Source organism: Mycobacterium sp. 050134, from assembly GCF_036409085.1.
In the GTDB taxonomy this organism is placed as follows: Bacteria; Actinomycetota; Actinomycetes; order Mycobacteriales; family Mycobacteriaceae; genus Mycobacterium.
Window position 1 is genome coordinate 24703 of the sequence record NZ_JAZGLV010000032.1, and the last position, 22431, is coordinate 47133.

Genomic DNA, 22431 nt, shown 5'->3' on the forward strand with positions numbered 1-22431 from the left:
GCCGAATGGCCGCCGTTCGGCCTGGGAACGTTGCCCGCGCCGTCGAAGAATGCAGAATAACCCCGTGGAAACTGACCTCGAGGCGACCTGAGTGCACGCGTTCGGATTCCACACGCTGGCGCTGCTGACCGCCATCGGCCTGACCGGGCCGCTGCTGGCCGCGCTGCCGCGCCTGCGGATACCGGTGGTCATCGGGGAGCTCGTCGCCGGCCTGGTGATCGGCCGGACCGGCTTTCACCTGGTCGAAGTCAGCGATCCCACCTTCCAGCTGTTTGCCAACATCGGCTTCGCCCTGGTGATGTTCGTCGTCGGCACCCACGTGCCGATCCGGGGTATGCAGCTGCGCTCGACGTTGCCGTCAGCGGTCGCGCGGGCGGCCCTGGCAGGCGGTGTCGCGGCGGCGCTCGGGGTCGTGGTGGCCGCCGCGTTCGGCACCGGCCACGCGGCGCTGTACGCCGTCTTGATGGCGTCGTCGTCGGCGGCGCTGGCACTGCCGGTCATCGATTCGCTGCGGCTGCAGGGACCCGCCGTATTATCCGTGACGGCCCAGATCGCGATCGCCGACACCGCGTCTATTGTCCTGCTGCCGTTGGTGATAGACATCCGGCGGGCGCCCGCGGCGGCGCTGGGGGCCGCTGCGGTCGCGGCGTGCGCGGCGGCGTTCTTCGTGGCGATGCGGGCGGTCGACCGCCGGGGCTGGCGCCGGCGCCTGCACGTCTATTCCGAGACCCACCGGTTCGCGCTGGAGTTACGGACCAACCTGATCGTCGTCTTCGCGTTGGCCGCACTGGCGTTGACGTCCCACGTCTCGATCATGCTGGCGGGCTTCGCGGCGGGTCTGGTGGTCTCGGTGGTGGGGGAACCACGACGGCTGGCACGTCAGCTCTTCGGCATGACCGAGGGCTTCTTCAGCCCGCTCTTCTTCGTCTGGCTCGGCGCCTCCCTGCAGGTTCGCGAACTGGCTGCACAACCCAAATTCATCGCGCTGGGGCTGGCCCTCGGGCTCGGCGCCATCCTCGCGCATGCGGTGGGACGGTTGATGGGCCAGCCGTTGACGCTCGCGGTGCTCTCGGCCGGGCAGCTCGGCGTGCCGGTGGCGGCCGCGACCATCGGTACCGAGGAACACCTCCTCGGGGTGGGGGAGTCGGCCGCGCTGATGCTCGGCGCGCTGCTGACGGTTACCACCACCTCGGTCGCGGGGGCGTTGGCCGCCCGCGGCCGCGCCACCCACGCGATGTGACCAAAGACCTTTCCGCCAGGGACCTCGGCACGTCTGACGTGCGACCGAAGCACCCCCCACGCATTTCGTTCGGCCCTACGTCGCGGCGCGGTCACATGGTCGGATGAACCTTTCAGGCTGAGCGAGGAGGCCATCATGAGGTTTTCGGCACATGTGCGACGCGAACCTCGGCCCGCCGCATCGTCGGTGACGATGTATCGCGTCACCGACCGCCTGCACAGCGAGCGCACCGTTGCGGTGCCCGGCCATCAGATCGCCGCCACCGTGTCGGCGTGGCTGGCGGAGCTGGGCGTGCACACCCCACTGGTCGACGACCTGGCGCGAGCGGCGTGCATCGGTGACTGGGCAACGGCCTACGCGGTCGGGGAGCGGCTGTCAGTCGACGTGACCCCCGCGGCCGCGGCGTAGAGCGCAAACCACCGTGTCCGGCGTCATTGGAACAAAGTCCTTCCGGCTAGTGCCGTCGTGCCCTCGCGCCGGGCCGGACCGTTCCGCGATGGTGGACGACACAGAGCTTTACCGAAGGGATCAATGGTCATGAACGCGCGGTTTCCGGATGCAGGCACCACCCGGACGGCCCTGACTCTGGCATCTCGGGCGCCGTCGGTGCACAACACCCAACCCTGGCGGTGGCGGGTGGGCGCGTCGAGCCTGCACCTGTACGCGGACGCCAGCCGGCAACTGCCCAACACCGACCCCGATGGCCGCGACCTCATCCTGAGTTGCGGCGCGGCGCTGCATCACTGCCTAGTCGCCTTCGCCGCGGTCGGCTGGCGGTCCAAGGTGCACCGGCTGCCGAACCCGGCCGACCCGGATCACCTCGCCGCGATCGAGCTGGCACCTTATCCCGCCGATCCCGTCGATATCGCGCTTGCGGCGGCGATACCGCGGCGGCGCACCGACCGGCGCTACTACAGTCACTGGCCGGTGCCTGTCGCGGACATCGCCCTGATGGCGGCCCGGGCGGCACGAAACGGCGTGACGCTGTGCCGGGTCGACGACGTCGACAAGCTGCACGACATCGTCGCCCAGTCCGTCCGGGACCACCGGACCGAGGACTACCTCGCCGAACTCACGGCGTGGAGCGGGCGCTACGCGTCGGTGGCCGGCGTTCCGGCGCGCAATACGCCGGTGCCGGACCCGCACGCGAAAATACCGGGCCGGTACTTCGCCGGGGCGGTGCTGCCCATGCCGCCGGATTCGTCACCGGAGGAGGACAACGCCGTGGTGCTCGCGCTGGGCACCCGTAACGACGACCGGCTGGCCCGGCTGCGCGCCGGTGAGGCCACCAGCGTCGTGCTCCTGACCGCAACGTCGTTGGGGTTGGCCAGCTGCCCGGTCACCGAACCGTTGGAGATGGCCGGGACTCGCGAGGCCGTCCGCTCGGACATCTTCGGGGACAACGACTATCCGCAGATGCTGCTGCGGGTGGGCTGGGCGCCGATCAACGCCGACCCGTTGCCGGCGACGCCGCGCCGTGAAATCTCCGATTTCGCCGAGTGGCTGGTCGACCACGAGCCGCACGTCGTCCACTAGTTCTCACAATCTCAATCCGCTGACGCGCAAGGACCATGGCATGGAGACGTTCACGTTGGACCCCCGCCGCTGGCAGATCGCCCGCATCGTCGGCCGCAATCCGCTGCTGCGGCGGAGCGACCGCGTCGAGGCCTTCGTCGTGCTGGTTGCGCTCGTGGTGGCGATGCTGGCGGTACCGCTCACCGGTGTGGTCGGCGCCGTCGTACACGGCGCGCGCGAGCGCGTCTACGCCCAGGAGGCGCACGAGCGGCATCGCGTCGTCGCAACCGTCACCGACACCCTGCTGCAGGAGTCCGGTACGGCGGTGGTGCAGGCCAGGTGGCCGGTACCACCCGGCGAGCGCACGGGCACGCTGGAGCTGTTCACGCCCGTCAAAGCCGGCCAGACCGTCGACATCTGGATCGACAGGGACGGCAATTCGGTATTGCCGCCCACCCCGGGCTGGCATGCCGTCACCGACGCGGCCGGTGTGGTCACGGTGACGCTGCTGTTCGTGGCCTTCGCGATGACATCGGCTCTGGCGGTGGTGTATTCGCGGCTGAATCGGATGCGTGACGCGGCATGGGAGCGTGAGATCCGGTCCCTGGTGGAAGACGGTGGCCGGACAAATTGGCAATGAATTTTGCCGGGCCGAGCACAGTAACCCTATACAGCGCAGTCGAATTAGGCGGATGATGTGGCGATGACGTCCGACGCCGCGGTGTTCGATGCGGCCGCCCTGCACCGGCTTGTCGAGGTACTGATCGAACGCGGTTACCGGGTGGTCGGGCCGACCCTGCGGGACAACGCGATCGTGCTCGACGAGCTCGAGTCGGCCGCCGACCTGCCCAACGGTTGGGGCGTCGACGTGGCCCCGGGGAGCTACCGGCTGCGCCGGCGCGACGACGACGCGGCCTTCGGGCACTCATCGGGACCGCAGTCCTTCAAGCAATTCCTGCACCCGCCCCGGCGGCGCCTGTGGGCGGGGGACCGGGACGGCGCCCCAGGTGGCTTCGGCGAGCCAGAGCCCGAACCGCCGCGGTACGCCTTCCTGGGCGTGCGCGGCTGCGACCTCGCCGCGATCGCGACCCTGGATCGGGTGCTGGGCCGCGGACAGTACCCCGACACCTCCTTCGTCCGGCGCCATCGCCAGATCTTTGTGGTGGCCGTCAATTGCACGGAACCTGGGGGATTGTGCTTCTGCGCGTCGATGGGAACCGGCCCCGCGGCCGGCCCCGGCTACGACCTCGCGCTCACCGAGCGCGTCGACGCCGACGGCGTGCGTTACCTCGTGGAGGTCGGCACCCCCGAGGGCGCCGGCGTGCTGGCGGCCGTCCCACACCGGCCGGCCGGCGAAGCCGAGGCCGCCTCCGCGCGGGCCGACGTGGCGGCGGCCTCGGGGCGGATGGGCCGCCAGATGCCGGAGACCGATCTGCGGGACCTGCTGATCTCGTCGCGCGAATCGCCGCAATGGGAGGAGGTGGCGGGCCGCTGCCTGACCTGCGGTAACTGCACGATGGTCTGTCCCACCTGCTACTGCACCAGCACCGAGGACGTCAGCGACCTGACCGGTCAGCACGCCGAACGGTGGCAGAACTGGTCGTCTTGCTACGAGTTCGACTTCACCTTCGTGCACGGCGGCGGCAGCGTCCGCCAGTCGGGGGCCTCGCGATATCGCCATTGGCTGACCCACAAGCTCGGCACCTGGCACGACCAGTTCGACATGTCCGGTTGCGTGGGTTGCGGCCGGTGCATCGCCTGGTGCCCCACCGGCATCGACATCACCGAAGAAATGAACAAAATGGCCCACGATGACTGAGGCGGTCGGTGTCGCGCCACCGCCGTCGGCCATGGCGCCCGTCCCATACCGGGTCCGCAGCCGCGTCGTGGAGAGCCCCGATTCCGCGACGCTATGCCTGGAGCCGGTCGGCCACGTCCTACGGACGCCGCAACCGGGCGAGTTCATGATGCTCTACGCCTTCGGCGTGGGCGAGGCGGCGATTTCCATCAGCGGCGACCCCACCGTGACCGACGGGTCGATCACCCACACCGTGCGCGCGGTCGGGGCGGTGAGCCGAGCACTGCACGACTCGGCGCCGGGCTCGATCATCGGCGTGCGCGGCCCCTTCGGCACCACCTGGGGTTTGGACGAGGCCGCCGGGCGGGACCTGGTCATGGTCGCGGGCGGCGTCGGGCTGTGCCCGCTGCGTCCGGCCGTGTTGGGTGCGTTGGCCCGGCGGTCCCGCTACGGCAAGGTGACGCTGATCGTGGGCGCCCGCTCGCGGTCGGACTTCGTGTTCGCCGCCCAGCTCGAGAAGTGGGCCGACGACCCCCAGATCGAGCTGCACGTGACCGTCGACGTGCCGGTACAGGGCTGGCGGGGCGAAGTGGGGCTGGTCACCGAGCCGCTGCGCCGGCTCGCGCTGGACGCGGCACGCACCACCGCGTTCCTGTGCGGCCCGGAGCCGATGCTGCGCTTCGCCGCCGAGGCCTTGGTCGCCAAAGGCGTTGCCGCGCATAATGTTCGCGTTTCCCTGGAGCGGAACATGCAATGCGGGATCGGGCTGTGCGGGCACTGCCAGCTGGGTCCGCTGCTGGTGTGCCGCGACGGCCCCGTCGTCGGCTACGACGTCGCCGGGCCGCTACTGCGAGTCAAGGAGCTGTGAATGGCCCCCAGCCTGGCCGTCTGGAAGTTCGCGTCGTGCGACGGGTGCCAGCTCACGCTGCTCGACTGTGAGGACGAACTGCTCACGCTGGCCGACCAGGTGCGCATCGCCACGTTTGCCGAGGCGTCCAGCGCCATGGTTGGCGGTCCCTACGACGTGTCGTTGGTCGAGGGCTCCGTCACCACTCGCCACGACGAGCAGCGCATCCGCGAAATCCGCCAGCAGTCAAAGATTTTGGTGACCATCGGGGCGTGCGCGACGGCCGGGGGAGTGCAGGCGCTGCGGAACTTCGTCGACGTCGACGAGTTCGTCTCCGTCGTCTACGCGCGGCCGGAATACATCGACACGTTGGCGACCTCCACGCCCGCCTCGGCGCACGTCAAAGTCGACTACCAGATTCCGGGCTGCCCGATCGACCGCGGTCAGCTGCTCGACACCTTGGCCGCCCTGCTGATCGGGCGCAAGCCGCGGCTGCCGGCCAAGACGGTGTGCACCGAGTGCAAGATGCGCGGCGTCACATGCGTCCTGGTGGCTGACGGCACGCCGTGCCTGGGCCCGGTCACCCACGCGGGGTGTGGGGCGCTGTGCCCGAGCCATCGTCGCGGCTGTTACGGGTGTTTCGGCCCCTCCGCGGCACCGCGCACCGCGACGTTGATCCCGCTGCTGCGCCGAGACGGGATGTCCGAGGGCGGGGTCGAGCGGGTGTTCTCGACGTTCAACGTCGCGGCGTTCGCCCCCGAACGCGGCGGCGAGGGGGGACCGCGGTGACGCAGGGCAGGCGAACGCTGAGCGTCGGGACACTCACCCGGGTCGAAGGTGAAGGGGCGCTTCACGTCACACTGAAGGACGGCGCTCTGGACAGCGTCGAGCTGAACATCTATGAGCCGCCACGGTTTTTCGAGGCATTTCTGCGCGGGCGCGCCCACACCGAGCCCCCGGATCTGACGGCCCGGGTGTGCGGGATCTGCCCGGTCGCCTACCAGCTCAGCGCCTGCAACGCGATCGAAAGCGCCTGTGGCGTCGAGGTGAACCCCGAGCTGGTCGCGCTGCGCCGGTTGCTGTACTGCGGCGAGTGGATTCACAGCCACGCGTTGCATATCTACCTGCTGCACGCGCCCGATTTCTTCGGCTACCCCGACGCGATCGCGCTGGCCCGCGACGATCGCGAAGTCGTCGAGCGCGGGCTGCGGTTGAAGAAGGCCGGCAACCGGCTGATGGAGTTCGTCGGCGGCCGGGCGATCCACCCGATCAACGTGCGCCTCGGTGGCTTCTACTCGGTGCCCACCCGTCGGCAATTCGCGCCGGTGACAGAGCAATTGCGCAGCGCGCTCGACGACGCGGTCGCAACGGTCGAGTGGGTCGCCGGGTTCGACTTTCCCGACCTCGAGCTCGACCACGAGATGTTCGCGCTGCGCCAGGACGGGAAGTACCCGATCGAAGACGGTGTGATCGCCCGCAGCGCCGGACCGGAGTTCCCCGTGTCCGATTTCCCCGAGCACGTGCGGGAAGCGCAGGTGCCGCATTCCACCGCCCTGCACGCCACGCTCGACGGCGGCCGCTACCTCACCGGCCCGTTGGCGCGCTACTGCCTGAACTCCGCGGCCCTCTCGCCGATCGCGGCGCAGGCGGCGGCTGCGGCCGGGCTCTCGGGCGAATGCCGAAACCCGTTTCGCAGCATCGTCGTCCGTGCGGTCGAAGTCGTGTACGCGATCGAGGAGGCGCTGCGCATCATCGACGGATACGAGCGGCCGGCGCGGCCCTTCGTCGAGGTGCCGGCGCGCGCGGGCGTCGGTCACGGCGTCAGCGAGGCGCCCCGCGGCCTGCTGTATCACCGCTACGAGATCGACGCGGACGGGCTGGTGACGGCGGCGACGCTCGTCCCGCCGACGTCGCAGAACCAGGCGGCCATCGAAGCCGATCTGGCCCGCGTGGTCTCGACGAACCTCTCGCTCGACGATGGTGCGCTGACCGACCTGTGCGAGCGCGTAATTCGCAGCTACGACCCGTGCATATCCTGCTCGGCGCATTTCCTGACGCTGACCGTGGACCGGGGGTGACCGCCCCGGTCGTCGTGGTCGGGCTGGGCAACGAGCACCGCCGCGACGACGGCGTGGGACCGGCCGTCGCGGCGGCGCTTGGCGCCCTCGGCCTCCCCGACGTCGCCGTCGTGACGGGGATCGCGGATCCGCTCGCGCTCCTGGAGGCGTGGTCCGGTGCCGGGCTGGCGATCGTGATCGACGCCGCCGTCGCCACCCCGCCGGCCCACGGACGGGTACGGCGCTGCACGCTCGCCGACTTGACCGCGGCGCGCGTCGGATTGAGTTCGCACAGCGTCGATGTCGCGCAGACCCATCGGCTGGGGGAGGCGCTGGGGCGGCTGCCCGACGACCTCGTGGTGCTTGCGGTCGAGGCGGCCGACACGGGACATGGCGCCGGGTTGACCCCGCCGGTCGCGCGGGCCGTGCCGGAGGCGGTGCGCCTGGCCCGGGAAGAGATCGACGCCGCACTCGGGGGCCGCCGCAAGACGGGCAATTAGGTCGCCGCCTGGGGACGAACGGCACTCGCGGGCGCGCGGCGGCGCCGGTTAGCCTGCCTATGATGCGGCCGACCGAAAGTGGACGGATATGAATGCCAGCCGGGGCGGCGGCGCCGTCACAGCGCGGGGCCGCGAGCGCGTCCTCGTCCGTGCCGACGCCCCGATGATCCGTTTCGCCAGTGTGTTCCTGCTGCTGTGCGTGCTGGGCTGGCTGACGGTCCTGGTCGCGCGCCAGCACCTCGGATACGACCGGGTGGCGCCGGGCAGGTTCGGCTGGTCAGTGGCGCTGCTGGCCGCGGTGGCCCTCATCGCCCGCGGCATCTTCCTGGGCCGTCCAGTGACCATCGGGCACGCCTTGATCGCGGCCGCCACGCTGGGCGCCGGGGTGTTCGCGCATTTCCTGGCGTTCCCGGTGGTGGGCAACGTGCTGGTCGCTGCTGGTGGGCTCGCGCTGATGTCGCCCACCACGGCGCGACCGCAGCCCGAGCTGCTGGAGCGGGTGTGGGCGTTGGTCGACGCCACGCGATCCGATGCGCTGGCGCCGTTCGCCATGCATTCGAGCAAGAGCTACCACTTCAACGCCGACGACACCGCGGCGATCGCGTACCGCACCCGGCTGGGGTTCGCCGTCGTCAGCGGCGACCCGATCGGCGATGCGTCCCGATTCGACGACCTGGCGGCCGATTTCGTCCGGATGTGCCGCGGCCGGGGCTGGCAGATCATCGTGCTGGCGGGCGGCGAGCGCCACCTGCGGTTGTGGCGCAGGGAGACGGTGGGGCAACCGATGCTGGCCGTACCGATGGGCCGTGATGTCGTGGTCGACGTCCGCCACTTCACGCTGAAGGGCCGCCGCTATCGCAACCTGCGCCAGGCGGTGCAACGCACCCATAACTTCGGGGTCACCACCGAATTCGCCGACGAGCAGCGCCTCGGCGACGCGCTGGTGGGCGAGCTGACCGAGGTGCTCTACGCCGCCCACCGCGCCGCACGCACCGAGCGTGGCTTCTGCATGAACCTCGACGGCGCCCTGCAGGGCCGCTTCCCCGGCGTCACGCTGGCCATTGCCCGCGACCGGTCGGGCAGGGTGGTCGCCTTTCACCGGTACCCGACCGCGGGCCAGGGTTCCGAGGTCAGTCTGGACGTGCCGTTCCGCCGCCCGGACGCCCCCAACGGCGTCGACGAACGTCTCACCGTCGACATGATCGCCAACGCCAAAAGCCATGGTGGGGAGCGTCTTTCCTTGGCATTCGCGGCGTTCCCAGAGATCTTTGAAGCCGTGGACCCCGGACTGTCGCAGCGGGCCGCGCTGCGGCTGATCCACCTGCTCGACCCGCTGATCCGGCTCGAGTCGCTGTACCGATACCTGCGCAAGTTCCACGCATTGTCGGAGCGGCGATACGTGGTCCTGTGCGCCCACCACATCCCGGCGGCGCTGATGGTGCTGCTGTCGCTGGAGTTCGTGCCACGCCCACGCCACCCGCGGGCGGGTTAGGGCCGGCCGGTTGGTGCCTGACCGGCCGATCGCCGAGATTGCCTTGTGGGTTGGGTTTTCCGGCGAGGCGTGACCACCTCGGCGATCTCGGCGTCGCGCGCCCGCCGCTCAATTCGCTATTCGGTGGGCACGCCGAACCGGAATCGGCGACCCGTGACGGTCTCCGGAACGATCCGCACGAAGTGCGACTTCTCCGTCGAGGTCCACGGCAGAACCTGGGCGCGCTCGGCGTCCTCGAGTTCCTCGAAGGTGTGCAGCGAACGGGCGGTGCCCTTGATGATCACGCTCCAGCCCTCCGCGACGTTGTGGTCGTCCACCTCGAACAGGACGTGACGGTTGATCGCGGTGCTCACCAGCTTGGTGCCCTCGGCCGTGCGGAACAGCACGGTGCGGCGCTGGACGGCGTAGTTGACCGGGAATATCTCGGGCTGACCGTCGACGCTGGTGACCAGCCGTCCCAACGTCACCCCCGAGATCAGGTCCCAGCATTCGCTCACCGGCAGGATATTGATTCCGTCATCGATTACCGACATCAGCCGTTCCCCTTGTGAAGGTTTGTGAAAGCCATTGGAAACCATTGCAAGCCATTGCAAGCCATTGGAATGCGTTGATACGCAGCCAGTTTATTGCCAGGGGGCCGCGTGTGCGCCGGCCGAAGGTCATGCCCTGCAGGGACCAAAGTTGTTCGACCACCGGCCGCACCTAGCGGATCTCGAGGACGTCGCGCAGCGGACGACGCGGCGTGGGTGCCGGTGGGTGTTCCGTCGCCGGCGCTATCCCGGTGCGGATCAGCACTTGGGGGTGCCCACGCTCGTCGAGCAGGCTGCGCACGATGTCCCGGCTCTCGTCCACCTCGATCAGATGGGTCAGGGTGCAGGTCGCCATGAATGCCGTCGTGCACTCGAGCAGCAACGCGGACAACGCCTCCCCGCACCGCAACACGTCCGTCCGGGTGTCACCGCGGGTGGACAGGACGAGGATCTTCGACCAGTCCGCCTTGACCGCGGGCCGCCGATCCTGGTGGCCCCGGATCGGGAACTCGCGCCCCACGTCGACCCGCTGCCGTTCCCTGTCGGATACCAGCGCGCTGGGCGGCACGCCATCGGCCAGGGCGAAAGGCGAGGTCCACCATTCGAGTTCGGCGTGATACGAGGCGTCATCACCGCGAATGATCTCGGTCAGCTGGGACGCCTTGGCGAGCAGCGGCCGCACGTCATCGGAGAGCACGTCCAGCGCCACCGGGCCGTCGTCGAATGCTTCACGCAGGACGGGTTCGAACAAATCCCAATACGTGGGCCGTCCCAGCGGCAAGCGGTCGGTCCTGCGCTGCAGGATCGCCCGGGCGCGGTCGCGCTGGGCGCCGGTCACCTGAGTGGCGGGCCGGAACGCGACCGATGCCACGTAGTCCGGGTCGTGCGGGTCGGGAAACCGAGTGATCAGCGAATCCCAGCCCGCGGCAAGCATGGCGACGCGAAGGTGGTCCAGCACGACGCCGCAGCTGAGGATCGTTTCCCGGCCCGATCTGTCGGTACCCGGCACGGTGCGGTGACGATCGACGAATAGGTGCAGAACCCCGCCGTCGCGGACCCACCGCCACGGCTGGCTGTTGTGCACCGACGGGGCCCGGCAGGCCAGGTGCACGGCCTTCTGCAGAACTCGGGCATCCACCGTCGTCTGCATGGGCTCAACCTGCCTTCCAGTTGTCATCGACGTTACGGCCCAGCAAACTTCGTCCCAAGGGCCGTTCGTCCCCGCCAGCAGGGCCGTTCGGTGGCAAAAGTCCTCGACGTGCCCCGGGACGGCGCGCTCATGCGCCGGGCGGCGGCGCGTTCTTGTCCACGTATCCGACGACATCGGCCAGGGTCCGCAGCGAGGCGTAGTTCGCTTCGGGAATGTCGACGTGCAGGCGCTTGTGAATGCCGCGCAGGAAGCTGAGCCAGTCCATGGAATCGAGGTCGACCTGGTCGCGCAGCAGCACGTCGTCGCTGATGTCATCGGGCTCGACTTCCGGTGCGATGCTGGTCAATACGGACAGCACCACCGACCGGGTGTCTTCATTCGTCGTCGTCATCGCACATCACTTCTCCAGGAGGTCGGGCTGTTGCAGCAACTCGTTGATGGCGCCGAGGAAGAGCGCGCCGCGGTGTCCGTCGCTGGCCCGGTGATCGGCGGCCAGCGTGGCGTGCACGGTCGGGACGATTCGGATGCCGTTGTCGATGACCCGGACGCGCTGGGCCGGCTGACCGAACCCGACGATGGCGACCTGCGGCGGGTAGATCACCCCGAAGACCGCGTCGACGCCCTTGTCGCCCAGGTTGGTGACGGTGATGGTCGGGTCCGACATCTCGGAGCTCCGCAGCGAGAAGGAGCGCGCCCGCGCCACGAGGTTGGTGAGGTCGTCCATCAACTCGTCGAGCTTCTTGTCCGGCACGTCGTGGATTGCCGGTGCGACGAGACCACCGCCGCGCAGAGAGATCCCGACGCCGACGTGGACGCCGGTCGCGGGTTCGAAACCGTCTTCCCGCCAGAACCCGTTGAACTCGCCGAACCGCTGCGCGGCCAGGGCCACGGCCTTGAGCAGCAGGACGGCCGGGAGCACCCGTTCGTCGATGGAGCGCTGAGCGTTGCGCGCGGTCAGCCAGGCCAGCGATTTCTCCAGCACGATCTCGTCGGCGAGGTAGTAGTGCGGTATCTCCCGCTTGGACCGGCTCATGGCGGCGGCGATCGACTTGCGCATCTGCGCCGCGCGCTCGGCGCCCGGCTTGGCCGCCGACGTCGCCGCCGGTCGGGTCGCCGGCTTGGCCGGTTCCCGGACGGCGGCCGCATGCTCGACGTCGTTGATGGTAACGGCCCCCTGGGGGCCGGTGCCCGTCACGGCGTCCAGATCGACGCTCAGGCTCTGCGCCAGGCGGCGCGCCGCCGGCGAGACCCAGCGGCGATGCCCGGGCGCGGTGAGGGTACCCGGGCGGGCGACGGGTGCGGACGGCGCGGCGGCCGCGGGGGCCTTAGCGGCGGCGCGCGCCGCCGCCCGGGGCCGCTTCTCGGCGTGTTCGCCGGGCGCCAGCAGGGTGGCCAACGGCGTTCCAACCTGGACGGTGTCGCCCACCGGGACGAGTAACTCGCCGACCGTGCCCTCCTGCCAGCATTCGACCTCGACGGCCGCCTTGGTGGTCTCGACGACGGCAACGATCTGGCCGCGCGTGATCTTGTCGCCCGGCTTGATCAGCCACTCGTTCAGGGTGCCCTCGTCCATGTCGGAACCCAATGCGGGCATGGTGAATTCGATCATGACGGATCACCGAACAACCCGTGCACGGCGGCGACGATGGCCGCGGTCTGGGGCAGGGCGGCCTGCTCCAGGTGCTTCGCGTACGGCATCGGGACCTCGGCGCTGCAGACGCGGGCCACCGGCGCGTCCAGGTCGTAGAAAGCGCCCTCCATCACCCGCGCGCTGACCTCCGCGGCCAGGCTGCCGCTGCGCCACGCCTCGTCGATGACGACGGCCCGGTGCGTCTTGCGGACGGACCCGAGGATGGTGTCGTCGTCGAGTGGCCGCAGCACCCGCAAATCGATGACCTCGCAGTCGATGCCGGCCAGCGACAGCTCGTTGGCCGCGTCGAGCGCCTTCCACAGCGACCCGCCGTACGCGACGATCGTGGCGTCGGTGCCGGTGCGCCGGATCGCCGCCCGGGAAATGTCGGTGGAGGCCAGCGTCTCGATGTCGGCGGAGGTGTTGTAGAGCTGGACGTGCTCGAAGATCAGCACCGGGTCGGGGTCGGCCAGGGCGGGCCCCAGCATGCCGTACGCGTCTTCGACGGTGGCGGGGGCGACGACCTTGATGCCGGGGATGTGGGCGTACCAGGGCTCCAGGCTGTGCGAGTGCTGGGCGGCGAGCTGGCGGCCCGCGCCGGTCGCCATCCGCACCACGAGGGGAACGGAGAACTGCCCCCCGGACATGTGCCGAAGCGCCGCAGCGGTATTGACGATCTGATCGAGGGCGAGCAGGCTGAAGTTCACCGTCATCACCTCGACGATCGGCCGCAGCCCGCCGAGGGCCGCGCCGATCCCGATGCCGACGAAGCCCAGCTCCGATAGCGGGGTGTCGCGCACCCGCTCGGGGCCGAACTCCTCGAGCAGGCCCTTGGACGCGGCATAGGTTCCGCCGTACCGTCCGACGTCTTCGCCCATCAGCAGGACGCGCGAGTCGTCGCGCAAGGCGTCGCGCAGCCCGTCATGCACGGCGGTCCGGTAGGTGGTCTTCATCGCGTCGCCTCCGCGGCCGGTGTCAGCACGTCCCGTTCCAGGTCCGCGGTGTCCTCCCACGTTCCGGCTTCGGCATACGCCACCGCCGCCTCGATCTCGGCCGCGGCCGCGTCCTCGATCTCGCTCACGTCCGCCTCGGAGATCGTGCCGTCGGCCAGGCCGCGCTGGGCGAAAGACCGGATCGGGTCGCGCTCGCGCCACCGTTCCACCTCGTCCTTCTCGCGGTACAGCTCCGGGTCGAACATCGAATGCGCGCGGAACCGATAGGTGCGGAACTCGATGAAGAACGGCCCGCCCGTGTCGCGGACGTGGTCGACGCCCTCTTGCGCGGCGGCGTGGCAGGCCTCGACGTCCATGCCGTCGACGGCCAGAGTCGGGACGCGGTACGAAGCGGCCTTCACGGTGAGATCGGTCTGCGACTGCGCGCGGTCCAGTGCGGTGCCCATCGCGTAAAGGTTGTTCTCGCAACAGAACAGCACCGGCAGATGCCACAGCGCGGCCATGTTCAACGACTCGTGAAACGCGCCCTCGGCCACCGCCCCGTCGCCGAAGTAGCAGGCGGTGACGCGCTTCTGCCGCAACATGGCGTCGGCCAGCGCGATGCCGACCGCCAGCGGCAGGCCGCCGGCGACGATCGCGTTGCCCCCGTAGAACCGCTTGCCCGCGTCGAACAGGTGCATCGACCCTCCGCGGCCGCGCGAGCAACCCTCCTGCTTGCCGAACATCTCGGCCATGATCGACGTCATCGGGATGCCACGCAGCAGCGCGTGGGCGTGCTCGCGGTAGGTCGCGACCACCGCGTCGTCGTCCGCGAGCGTCCGCAGCGATCCGGCCGCGACGGCCTCTTCGCCGACATAGAGATGCAGAAAACCGCGAATCTTGGCCGCGCTGTAGAGCTCCGCGCACTTCTCTTCCATGCGGCGGACCCGGATCATGTCCGACAACAGCTCGTGGGCCAGCTTCGTGTCCGTCATGAGAGCACACCTTCGGACTGCTGGGCGGGTTGTCGCTCGATCGTGGAGGTATCGCCCTCGGGCAGACCGAGCTCGCGGGCCTTGAGCAGGCGCCGCATGATCTTTCCGCTGCTGGTGTGCGGGAGGGAGTCGACGAACTCCAGCTCCTTGGGCGCCACCGCCGCCCCGAGCCGCTTGCGCGCGTGGCCGATCAGCTCCAGCCGCAGGTCGTCGTCGCCGACCACCCCGTTCTTCAGCGTGACGAAAGCCTTGATCATCTCGCCGACGGTCGGATCCGGCTTGCCGATGACCGCCGCCTCGGCCACCGCCGGATGGTCGGTCAGCGCGCTCTCGACCTCGAACGGCCCGATGAGGTGCCCGGCGGACTTGATCACGTCGTCTTTGCGCCCGACGAACCAGAAGTAGCCGTCGGCGTCCTTCTTCGCGAGGTCGCCCGTCAGGTAGAACCCGTCGGCGAACGACTTCCGATAGCGCTCCTCGGCATTCAGGTAGCCCCGAAACATCGAGGGCCAGCCCGGCTTGAGGGCGAGCTCGCCCTCGACGTTTGGTTCGTCGACGACTTCCGTTGCGCCGGAGTCATTCTGGTGCACGATGTACGCGTCGATGCCGGGCAGAGGCCGACCCATCGAGCCCGGTTTGATGTCGAACGCCGGGGTGTTGGCGATCATGATGCCGCCCGTCTCGGTCTGCCACCAGTTGTCGTGAATCGGCAGCCCCAGCACCCGCTTACCCCACCAGACGGCCTCCGGGTTGAGCGGTTCCCCCACGCTGGCGATGAAGCGCAGCCGCGGAAAGCGATACTGCGCCGGGAGTTCCGGGCCGGCCTTGATCAGCATCCGGATCGCGGTCGGCGCCGTGTACCACACCGACACCGCCTGGTCCTGCAGGATGCGGTACCACCGTTCGGCGTCGAACTCGGCCTGGTCGACGATCGAGGTGACCCCGTGCAGCAGGGGGCTGATGATGCCGTAGGAGGTGCCGGTCACCCAGCCGGGATCGGCCGTGCACCAATAGATGTCGTCGGGGTGAAGGTCGAGCGCGTAGAGGCCGGTGACGTAGTGCATCGTGACGGCGCCGTGGACATGAATGGCGCCCTTGGGTGTGCCGGTGGTGCCGCTGGTGAAGTGCAACAAGGCTGGGTCGTCGGCGGTGGTCTGCTCGATCGGCGCGTTCTCGTCGGCGGCGTCCATCCAATGCCAGAAGTTCAGCGTTCCGGCCGGGGGATCACCGGCCGTGCCGTCGTCGACGACGAGGACGTGCCGCACCGACGGCAGCCGGTCGCGGATCTTCGCGATCTTGCGCTGATAGATCGCCCGCGTGGTCACCAGGACGTCGGCTTGACCGATGTTGACCCGGGTGGCGATCGGCTCGGGCCCGAAGGCCGAGAACAGGGGGGAGACGACGCTGCCGTTGTGCAGCGAGCCGAGCATCGCGATGTAGAGCTCGGGGCAGCGCCCCATGATCGTGAAGACCCGGTCGCCCTTGTCGATGCCCAGCGAGCGCAGCACGCTCGCGAAGCGTTTGATGAGACGGCCGAGCTCGCCGTAGCTGAGGTCCCGGGTGGCCACCGAGCCGTCCCAGCCCTGGTCGGCGACGAACCGCAGTGCGGTGCGCGTGGCGGCCGGTCCGTTCCCGAGGTGCCTGTCGACCGCCGCGTAGGCGATGTTGCACCTGTCGGGCCCCATGCCCTCGCACAACGCCGGCACGTCGGACCACCGGAACTGGGTCCGGGCTTGTGCATAGTCCGTCAGGTTGGGCCGGACGCCGAGGTCATGTGGGGTTTTGCGGATGACGTCCATAATGGGGTCCCGATTCCTTCTTGCTTGGGCGCCTTCATCGTTTGCCGGGCGCCGGACGCCGCAATAGAGACGAAAGTCACCAGTCGCCGCCACGTTTTCCCTCGGGCATTAAGGCGCGGCCCGGGGGACCAAGGACTCTGGCGTCCGGGGCGTGGCATGACCGAGGGTGAGACAGCAGACGGGAAAGGGAAGGCGATGACGCAGACGATGGTGGACACCGACGTGCTCGAGAAAGCGGTCGAATTGGCATGCCGCGCCCCCTCGCTGCACAACAGCCAGCCCTGGCGGTGGGTGGCCGGCGGCCCGACCGTTGACCTGTTCGCCGACCCCCACCGGATCGTGGTCTCGGCGGACGGCTCCGGCCGGCAGTCGATCATCAGCTGCGGGGCGGTGCTCGATCACTTCCGCGTCGCCATGGCCGCGGTGGGCTGGGAGACCGGCGTCGACGCGTTCCCCAACCCGAACAACCTCGACCACCTAGCCTCGATCGACTTCTCCCCGTCCGAGTACGTCGCCGAGGCCCGGCGCGATCGCGCCGCCGCCATCTCCCGGCGCCGCACCGATCGGCGGCCTTTTCACGCACCGAAGGGCTGGGCGTCGTTCGAGCCCGTGCTGCGCAGCGCGTTCGACACCGATCTCGTCTCCCTCGAGGTGCTGGCCGACGACGCGCGGCCGCGCCTGATCGAGGCCTCGCGGCTCACCGAGGCCCTGCGCCGCTACGACGACCTCTACCATCACGAATTGAGTTGGTGGACAGCGCCGTCCAGGGATGACGAAGGGATACCGGAAAGCGCCCTGCCCCCCGACCTGCGGGGCGGCGGCGTCGGCTTGAACCGCAGTTTCCCGGCCAGACATCACAACGGCAAGAGCTCCGCCGGCAGCCCCGACGAGGCGAAGATCATTGCCCTGTCCACGCCCGGTGACGCCCGCACGGACGCGCTGAACGCCGGCCAGGCGCTGTCGGCGGTGCTGCTGGAATGCACCATGGCGGGGCTGGCTACCTGCACGGTGACTCACATAACCGAGCTGGGCGCCAGCCGCGACATCGTCCGGGATGTGTTGCCGGCCGGGTCCGGGGTGCCGCAGGTGCTCGTTCGAGTGGGCACCGAGCCGCCGACCAAGGCTGCGTCGGAGCCGACGCCGCGGCGACCCCTGCGTGAGGTCCTGGAGATTCGGCGCTAAAGCAAAAATGTTGCAGGGCAACGTGGTTGGGAGGATCGCAGATGAAGGCTGACGTCGGCGACTGGCTCGTGATCAAGAGCGGCACGATCGGCCATCCGGACCTGCGCGGCCTGATCACCGCGGTGCGCTCACCGGACGGTGTGCCGCCCTACCGCGTCCGGTGGCTGGCCACCGGGGAGGAGGCGACCGTCTATCCCGGGCCCGACGCGATCGTGGTCACCGCCGCCCAGCAAGAGGCCGCCGACGAGCGGGCGCGGTCCCGGTTCGCCGCGGTGCAAGCTGCGATCACCGAACGCACCCACCGCGCCTGAGCGGCGGGACGCCTCAGCACCGCACAGGCGAACCGCTTAAGCCCCGCCAAGAGGGGACTTCAGTCCCTAGTCGCGACACTCCGGGCGCCGACATCATGAGACCGCCCAGCAAACGCGGAGGACGTGAAATGGCCACTTGTGTAGGCGGTTCGCCGCTGTTGACCGACGCCGACGTCGACGGGCTCGCGTTCCAGTTCCTACACTCGGCGTACGCGACCGACACCTATGCGGACTGGACGCTGGATAGACGCGTCGAGGGCTTCCTGCGTCACCGGGGGCTGGTCCGCCTCGCCGAGGACGGCGACGCATACGAGCTGATCCTCAATCGGGTCATGTCCTACATCGGCGAGCTTCGCCGTCGCGGCTGAGCCGACGAACGACCCGCGAGGCCGGGACTTCGGTCCCTATCGCCGATTCCGAGGTGGCTGATCCGATGGACTCGTCAAGCGAGCAGACGGAGGTTGTCGCATCATGACCAGAGCGGCTGATGTCAGGCGGCGCTCGCCGCGCCGCGTGTTCCGTGATCGCGGCGAGGCCGGACGGGTGCTGGCCGACCTGCTCGGCGCCTACCGCGACCGGCGCAACGTCGTTGTCCTGGGATTGGCCCGCGGCGGCGTCCCGGTGGCGTGGGAGGTGGCGGCCGCGCTGCACGCCCCGTTGGACGCGTTCATCGTCCGCAAACTCGGCGCACCCGGCCACGAGGAGTTCGCTGTGGGGGCGCTGGCGAGCGGAGGGCGTGTCGTCGTCAACGACGACGTGGTGCGCGGGTTGCGGATCACCCCGCAGGAACTTCGCGCCATCGCCGAGCGCGAGGGACGAGAGCTCGTCCGGCGCGAGGCCGCCTACCGCGGCGGACGGCCGCCCCTCGACGTGACCGGCAAGACCGTCATCCTCGTCGACGACGGGTTGGCCACCGGCGCAAGCATGTTCGCGGCGGTGCAGGCCCTGCGCGAAGCCGAGCCCGCCGCCATCGTGATCGCGGTTCCGGCCGCCCCCGAATCGACCTGCCGGGAGTTCGCCGGCATCGTCGATGACGTCGTGTGCGCGAGCATGCCGACCCCGTTCCTCGCCGTCGGCGAATCGTTCTGGGATTTCCGCCAGGTCACCGACGACGAGGTGCGCCGGCTGCTGGCCACTCCCACCACCGGCGGCCCAACCCGAGGACCCGCAGCGCGGACGCCGGCCGAGGTGATCAGGGAGGTGGCCATCAATGCGCCCGAGGGCATCCCACCGCGGGACGCGCTGGAAGAGCTCATCGGTGACGCCCGCGTCGTCCTGATCGGCGAAAGCTCGCACGGCACACACGAGTTCTATGAATCCCGCGCCGCCATCAGCAAATGGCTGATCGAGGAGAAGGGGTTTTGCGCCGTCGCCGCGGAGGCGGACTGGCCGGACGCCTACCGGGTGAACCGCTACGTGCGCGGGCTCGGCGAAGACCGCGGAGCCGACGAGGCGTTGAGCGGCTTCGAGCGCTTCCCGGCCTGGATGTGGCGCAACGTCGTGGTCCGCGACTTCGTCGACTGGCTGCGCGATCACAACCGGCGCCAGGAGTCCGACAATCGACGCCAGGCCGGCTTCTACGGGCTGGATCTCTACAGCCTGCACCGGTCGATGCAGGAAGTGATCGCCTACCTCGACAAGATCGACCCCAAGGCGGCCGCGCGGGCGCGGGAACGCTACTCCTGCTTCGACCACGCCTCGGCCGACGACGGCCAGGCGTACGGCTTCTCCGCGGCATTCGGCGCGGGCCCGTCCTGCGAAAGAGAAGCGATCGAACAACTGGTCGAGATCCAGCGCAACGCCCTGGCCTACGCGCGCCGGGACGGCCTGCTCGCCGAGGACGAACTGTTCTACGCCGAACAGAACGCGCAGACGGTGCGCGACGCGGAGGAGTACTACCGGGCAATGTTCGCCGGGCGCGTTACGTCGTGGAACCTGCGCGACAAGCACATGGGGCAGACCCTGGAGGCGCTGCTGAATCACCTGGACCGCCACCAGGACGCCGGGGCGGCGCCGGAGGCACGAATCGTCGTGTGGGCGCACAACTCCCACGTCGGCGACGCGCGCGCCACCGAGGTTTTCGCCGACGGGCAGCTCACGCTGGGTCAGCTCGCGCGCGAGCGGTTCGGCGACGAGTCGCGCCTCATCGGGTTCAGCACCTACACGGGCACGGTCACCGCGGCCACCGACTGGGGCGGCGTGGCGGAGCGAAAGGCCGTGCGCCCCGCGCTCAACGGCAGCATCGAGGAATTGCTGCACGAGGCGGGCAAGGACGCGTTCCTGGTCTCGGCGGCGCTTTGCCCGGAGGCCGGCGAGCCGATGAGCGCGGTGCGGCTGGGTCGCGCGATCGGGGTGATCTACCGACCGGAAACCGAACGGCAGAGCCATTACTTCCATGTCCGCCCGTCTGATCAGTTCGACGCGATGATCCACATCGACCGGACCCGCGCCCTGGAGCCCCTCGAGGTGACGAGCCGGTGGATCGCGGGCGAGACGCCGGAAACCTACCCCAGCGGCCTCTGACACACCCGACGACATGATGGAGACTTCGGCGGCGCCCGGCCGGTCACAGATAGTGACCCTGACGATGAACCCCGCGCTCGACATCACGACCAGCGTCGACGTCGTTCGGCCCACCGACAAGCTGCGTTGCGACCCGCCGCGTTACGACCCCGGCGGCGGCGGCATCAACGTCGCCCGGATCGCCCACGTGCTCGGGGCGTCGGTCACCGCGGTCATCCCGGCCGGGGGACCGACGGGCGATGTGGTCCTCTTGCTCCTTCGGGATGCGGGGGTGCCGTTCCGACACGTCGCCATCGCGGCCGCGACGCGAGAAAGCTTCACGGTCAACGAGACCGGCAGCGGCGAGCAGTACCGGTTCGTCCTGCCGGGGCCGCAGTTGACGTTCGCCGAACAGGAGGGCTGCCTCGACGAGCTGCGGGCCGCGGCGGAGTCGGCCGACTTCGTGGTGGCCAGCGGCAGCCTGCCGCCGGGCGCGCCCCCGGATTTCTACCAACAGGTCGCCGACATGTGCCTGCAGCTGGACGCCCGCCTGATCCTGGATACCTCCGGAGGCGGACTGCGGCACGTCTCGTCGGGGGTGTTTCTCCTCAAGGCCAGCGTGCGGGAACTGCGCGAATGCGTCGGGCGGCCCCTGGGCGCCGAGGCCGAGCAACTGGCCGCCGCCCACGAGCTCGTCGACAGTCGCCGGGCCGAGGTGGTCCTGGTATCCCTGGGATCGCAGGGCGCGCTGCTCGCGACTCGGCATGGCAGTCAACGCTTTTCGGCCATCCCGATGCCCGAGGGTAGTGGAGTCGGAGCGGGCGACGCGATGGTGGCCGCCCTCACGGTGGGGCTCAGCCGCGGATGGACCCTGGTCAAGTCCGTCGGCTACGGGATCGCCGCTGGGGCGGCGATGTTGATGACGCCCGGCACGGCGGCCTGCGAGCGCGCCGACGTGGACAAGTTGTTCGAGCTCGTCGGCGAACCGGCCGATCTCAGCGCTGTCCCGGGGACGAACGGCATCGCCGGAGAGGGCTAACGGCCCCTTCGCGGCCCGCGGCGGCGCAATAGCCTTGAGCCAGGACAGTCAGGAGCCGAAATGAGTGAGCTGGACGCCAAGTCGGTGGTGGTGGGCGTCAACGGTTCGACGGCCGCGGTGAACGCCGCCAAGTGGGCGGTCGACGAGGCGATCGGCCGCCAGCTGCCGCTGCGCCTCGTGTACGTCGCCGCGCGCCCGCACGTGGCCAGCCCACCGTCCGACTGGGAGATCGAGCGCGGCGAAATGGCGCTGACCCAGGCGCAGAGCGCCGTGCTCAGCGAACACAAGCCGGTCGAGATCGAGACCGCGATCCTCTCGGGTGACCCCGCCGAGGTGTTGGTCGACGAATCACTGGGGGCGGCAATGGTTTGCGTCGGAACCTCCCGGCGCGGATGGGCGTCCGACGGGCTGTTGGGCCCGACCGCCGCCGGGTTGGTGGCGCGTGCGCACTGCCCGGTCGCGATCATCCGCACGAATCCCGACGGATCACCGACCGAGCTCGGGGTGATCTCGGTGGTGCTCAACGACGAGCCGGACAACGACGAGGTCGTGCGCACCGCGATGGAGGAGGGGCGCCGCCGCCGCGCCACCGTGCGGCAGATCGATCGCCGACTGAACAGCTGGGTGCGACGGTATCCGGACGTCCACGTCGAGACCGTGGCCGCGGGCACTGGTGCCAGGCGCGGCGAGAGGCACGGCAGCGCAATCGAATTGGCCGTGGTCGGCAGCGCCGACGCCGGGGAGATCGCCGGGCTTGTCACGCCGAACTGTCATCCGATCGTGGGCTATCCCGACTGCTCCGTGCTCGTCGTGCGGCACTAGGGCGTGTCTGACAATGGTTTCGGGTGTTGTGCGTGAGGCTTGGGGTATGTCGCGGTTTCAGTTGCTTACCGATGCCCAGTGGGCCTTGAT

At 69.6% G+C, this 22431-nt stretch carries 23 protein-coding genes; 16 read left to right on the plus strand and 7 right to left on the minus strand.

All coding sequences use genetic code 11. The features are described 5' to 3' along the window. The first annotated feature begins 91 nt into the window (after positions 1-91). From SKC42_RS25580 to SKC42_RS25625, 10 genes are all read left to right on the plus strand, one after another. Entirely contained in the window at positions 92-1240 is a 1149-nt protein-coding gene (locus tag SKC42_RS25580) for a cation:proton antiporter (RefSeq protein ID WP_330967035.1), read from the plus strand. 135 nt (positions 1241-1375) lie between these two features. Next, positions 1376-1648 (plus strand): hypothetical protein, encoded by a 273-nt coding sequence (locus tag SKC42_RS25585; RefSeq protein ID WP_330967036.1) that lies wholly within the window; start codon positions 1376-1378, stop codon positions 1646-1648. A 129-nt stretch (positions 1649-1777) separates the two neighbouring features. Next, positions 1778-2776, plus strand: coding sequence for an Acg family FMN-binding oxidoreductase (locus tag SKC42_RS25590; protein WP_330967037.1), 999 nt, complete (start codon positions 1778-1780; stop codon positions 2774-2776). Positions 2777-2816: 40 nt separating this feature from the next. Further along, positions 2817-3395, plus strand: coding sequence for an Rv1733c family protein (locus SKC42_RS25595; RefSeq protein WP_330967038.1), 579 nt, complete (start codon positions 2817-2819; stop codon positions 3393-3395). A gap of 63 nt (positions 3396-3458) precedes the next feature. Then, positions 3459-4574 (plus strand): 4Fe-4S dicluster domain-containing protein, encoded by a 1116-nt coding sequence (locus SKC42_RS25600; RefSeq protein WP_330967039.1) that lies wholly within the window; start codon positions 3459-3461, stop codon positions 4572-4574. Further along, on the plus strand, positions 4567-5421 hold the full coding sequence (locus SKC42_RS25605; protein WP_330967040.1) for an FAD/NAD(P)-binding protein: 855 nt from the start codon (positions 4567-4569) through the stop codon (positions 5419-5421). Before SKC42_RS25600 ends, SKC42_RS25605 begins: the two co-directional genes overlap by 8 nt. After that, positions 5422-6189 (plus strand): oxidoreductase, encoded by a 768-nt coding sequence (locus SKC42_RS25610; protein ID WP_330967041.1) that lies wholly within the window; start codon positions 5422-5424, stop codon positions 6187-6189. Next, on the plus strand, positions 6186-7478 hold the full coding sequence (locus tag SKC42_RS25615) for a Ni/Fe hydrogenase subunit alpha (protein WP_330967042.1): 1293 nt from the start codon (positions 6186-6188) through the stop codon (positions 7476-7478). The genes SKC42_RS25610 and SKC42_RS25615 overlap by 4 nt, the downstream gene beginning before the upstream one ends. After that, positions 7475-7957, plus strand: a complete 483-nt coding sequence (locus SKC42_RS25620; protein WP_330967043.1) for a hydrogenase maturation protease — start codon at positions 7475-7477, stop codon at positions 7955-7957. The genes SKC42_RS25615 and SKC42_RS25620 overlap by 4 nt, the downstream gene beginning before the upstream one ends. An 88-nt stretch (positions 7958-8045) precedes the next feature. Continuing rightward, a complete protein-coding gene (locus SKC42_RS25625; RefSeq protein WP_330967044.1) occupies positions 8046-9449 on the plus strand; it encodes a bifunctional lysylphosphatidylglycerol flippase/synthetase MprF in 1404 nt (467 codons plus the stop codon). Positions 9450-9565: 116 nt separating this feature from the next. On the opposite strand, the gene SKC42_RS25630 is transcribed toward SKC42_RS25625, so the two are convergent. The 7 genes from SKC42_RS25630 to acsA all read right to left on the minus strand — a co-directional run bounded on the left by SKC42_RS25630 (position 9566) and on the right by acsA (position 16485). After that, complete coding sequence (locus SKC42_RS25630; RefSeq protein WP_330967045.1) at positions 9566-9982, minus strand: pyridoxamine 5'-phosphate oxidase family protein; 417 nt, start codon at positions 9980-9982, stop codon at positions 9566-9568. A 169-nt stretch (positions 9983-10151) separates the two neighbouring features. Next, positions 10152-11129 (minus strand): Acg family FMN-binding oxidoreductase, encoded by a 978-nt coding sequence (locus SKC42_RS25635; protein WP_330967046.1) that lies wholly within the window; start codon positions 11127-11129, stop codon positions 10152-10154. A 127-nt stretch (positions 11130-11256) separates the two neighbouring features. Beyond that, entirely contained in the window at positions 11257-11520 is a 264-nt protein-coding gene (locus tag SKC42_RS25640; protein ID WP_330967047.1) for an acyl carrier protein, read from the minus strand. Positions 11521-11526: 6 nt separating this feature from the next. After that, positions 11527-12738 (minus strand): dihydrolipoamide acetyltransferase family protein, encoded by a 1212-nt coding sequence (locus tag SKC42_RS25645; protein ID WP_330967048.1) that lies wholly within the window; start codon positions 12736-12738, stop codon positions 11527-11529. Further along, positions 12735-13712 carry an alpha-ketoacid dehydrogenase subunit beta gene (locus SKC42_RS25650; protein ID WP_330967049.1) on the minus strand — a complete coding sequence of 326 codons (978 nt, stop codon included), beginning with the start codon at positions 13710-13712 and terminating at the stop codon, positions 12735-12737. Before SKC42_RS25650 ends, SKC42_RS25645 begins: the two co-directional genes overlap by 4 nt. Continuing rightward, entirely contained in the window at positions 13709-14686 is a 978-nt protein-coding gene (gene pdhA, locus SKC42_RS25655) for a pyruvate dehydrogenase (acetyl-transferring) E1 component subunit alpha (RefSeq protein ID WP_330967050.1), read from the minus strand. The genes SKC42_RS25650 and pdhA overlap by 4 nt, the downstream gene beginning before the upstream one ends. Then, positions 14683-16485 (minus strand): acetate--CoA ligase, encoded by a 1803-nt coding sequence (acsA, locus tag SKC42_RS25660; RefSeq protein WP_330967051.1) that lies wholly within the window; start codon positions 16483-16485, stop codon positions 14683-14685. The genes pdhA and acsA overlap by 4 nt, the downstream gene beginning before the upstream one ends. 195 nt (positions 16486-16680) lie before the next feature. Here acsA and SKC42_RS25665 point away from each other — a divergent pair, with 195 nt between their 5' ends. The 6 genes from SKC42_RS25665 to SKC42_RS25690 all read left to right on the plus strand — a co-directional run bounded on the left by SKC42_RS25665 (position 16681) and on the right by SKC42_RS25690 (position 22341). After that, positions 16681-17667, plus strand: coding sequence for an Acg family FMN-binding oxidoreductase (locus SKC42_RS25665; protein WP_330967052.1), 987 nt, complete (start codon positions 16681-16683; stop codon positions 17665-17667). A gap of 41 nt (positions 17668-17708) precedes the next feature. Then, positions 17709-17978 (plus strand): DUF1918 domain-containing protein, encoded by a 270-nt coding sequence (locus tag SKC42_RS25670; RefSeq protein ID WP_330967053.1) that lies wholly within the window; start codon positions 17709-17711, stop codon positions 17976-17978. Between the two features lie 128 nt (positions 17979-18106). Then, entirely contained in the window at positions 18107-18346 is a 240-nt protein-coding gene (locus SKC42_RS25675) for a hypothetical protein (RefSeq protein WP_330967054.1), read from the plus strand. Positions 18347-18449: 103 nt separating this feature from the next. Further along, entirely contained in the window at positions 18450-20501 is a 2052-nt protein-coding gene (locus tag SKC42_RS25680; RefSeq protein WP_330967055.1) for an erythromycin esterase family protein, read from the plus strand. Between the two features lie 16 nt (positions 20502-20517). Continuing rightward, positions 20518-21519 carry a 1-phosphofructokinase family hexose kinase gene (locus SKC42_RS25685; RefSeq protein ID WP_330967059.1) on the plus strand — a complete coding sequence of 334 codons (1002 nt, stop codon included), beginning with the start codon at positions 20518-20520 and terminating at the stop codon, positions 21517-21519. 60 nt (positions 21520-21579) lie between these two features. Further along, positions 21580-22341 (plus strand): universal stress protein, encoded by a 762-nt coding sequence (locus SKC42_RS25690; RefSeq protein ID WP_330967056.1) that lies wholly within the window; start codon positions 21580-21582, stop codon positions 22339-22341. Positions 22342-22431: the final 90 nt, after the last annotated feature.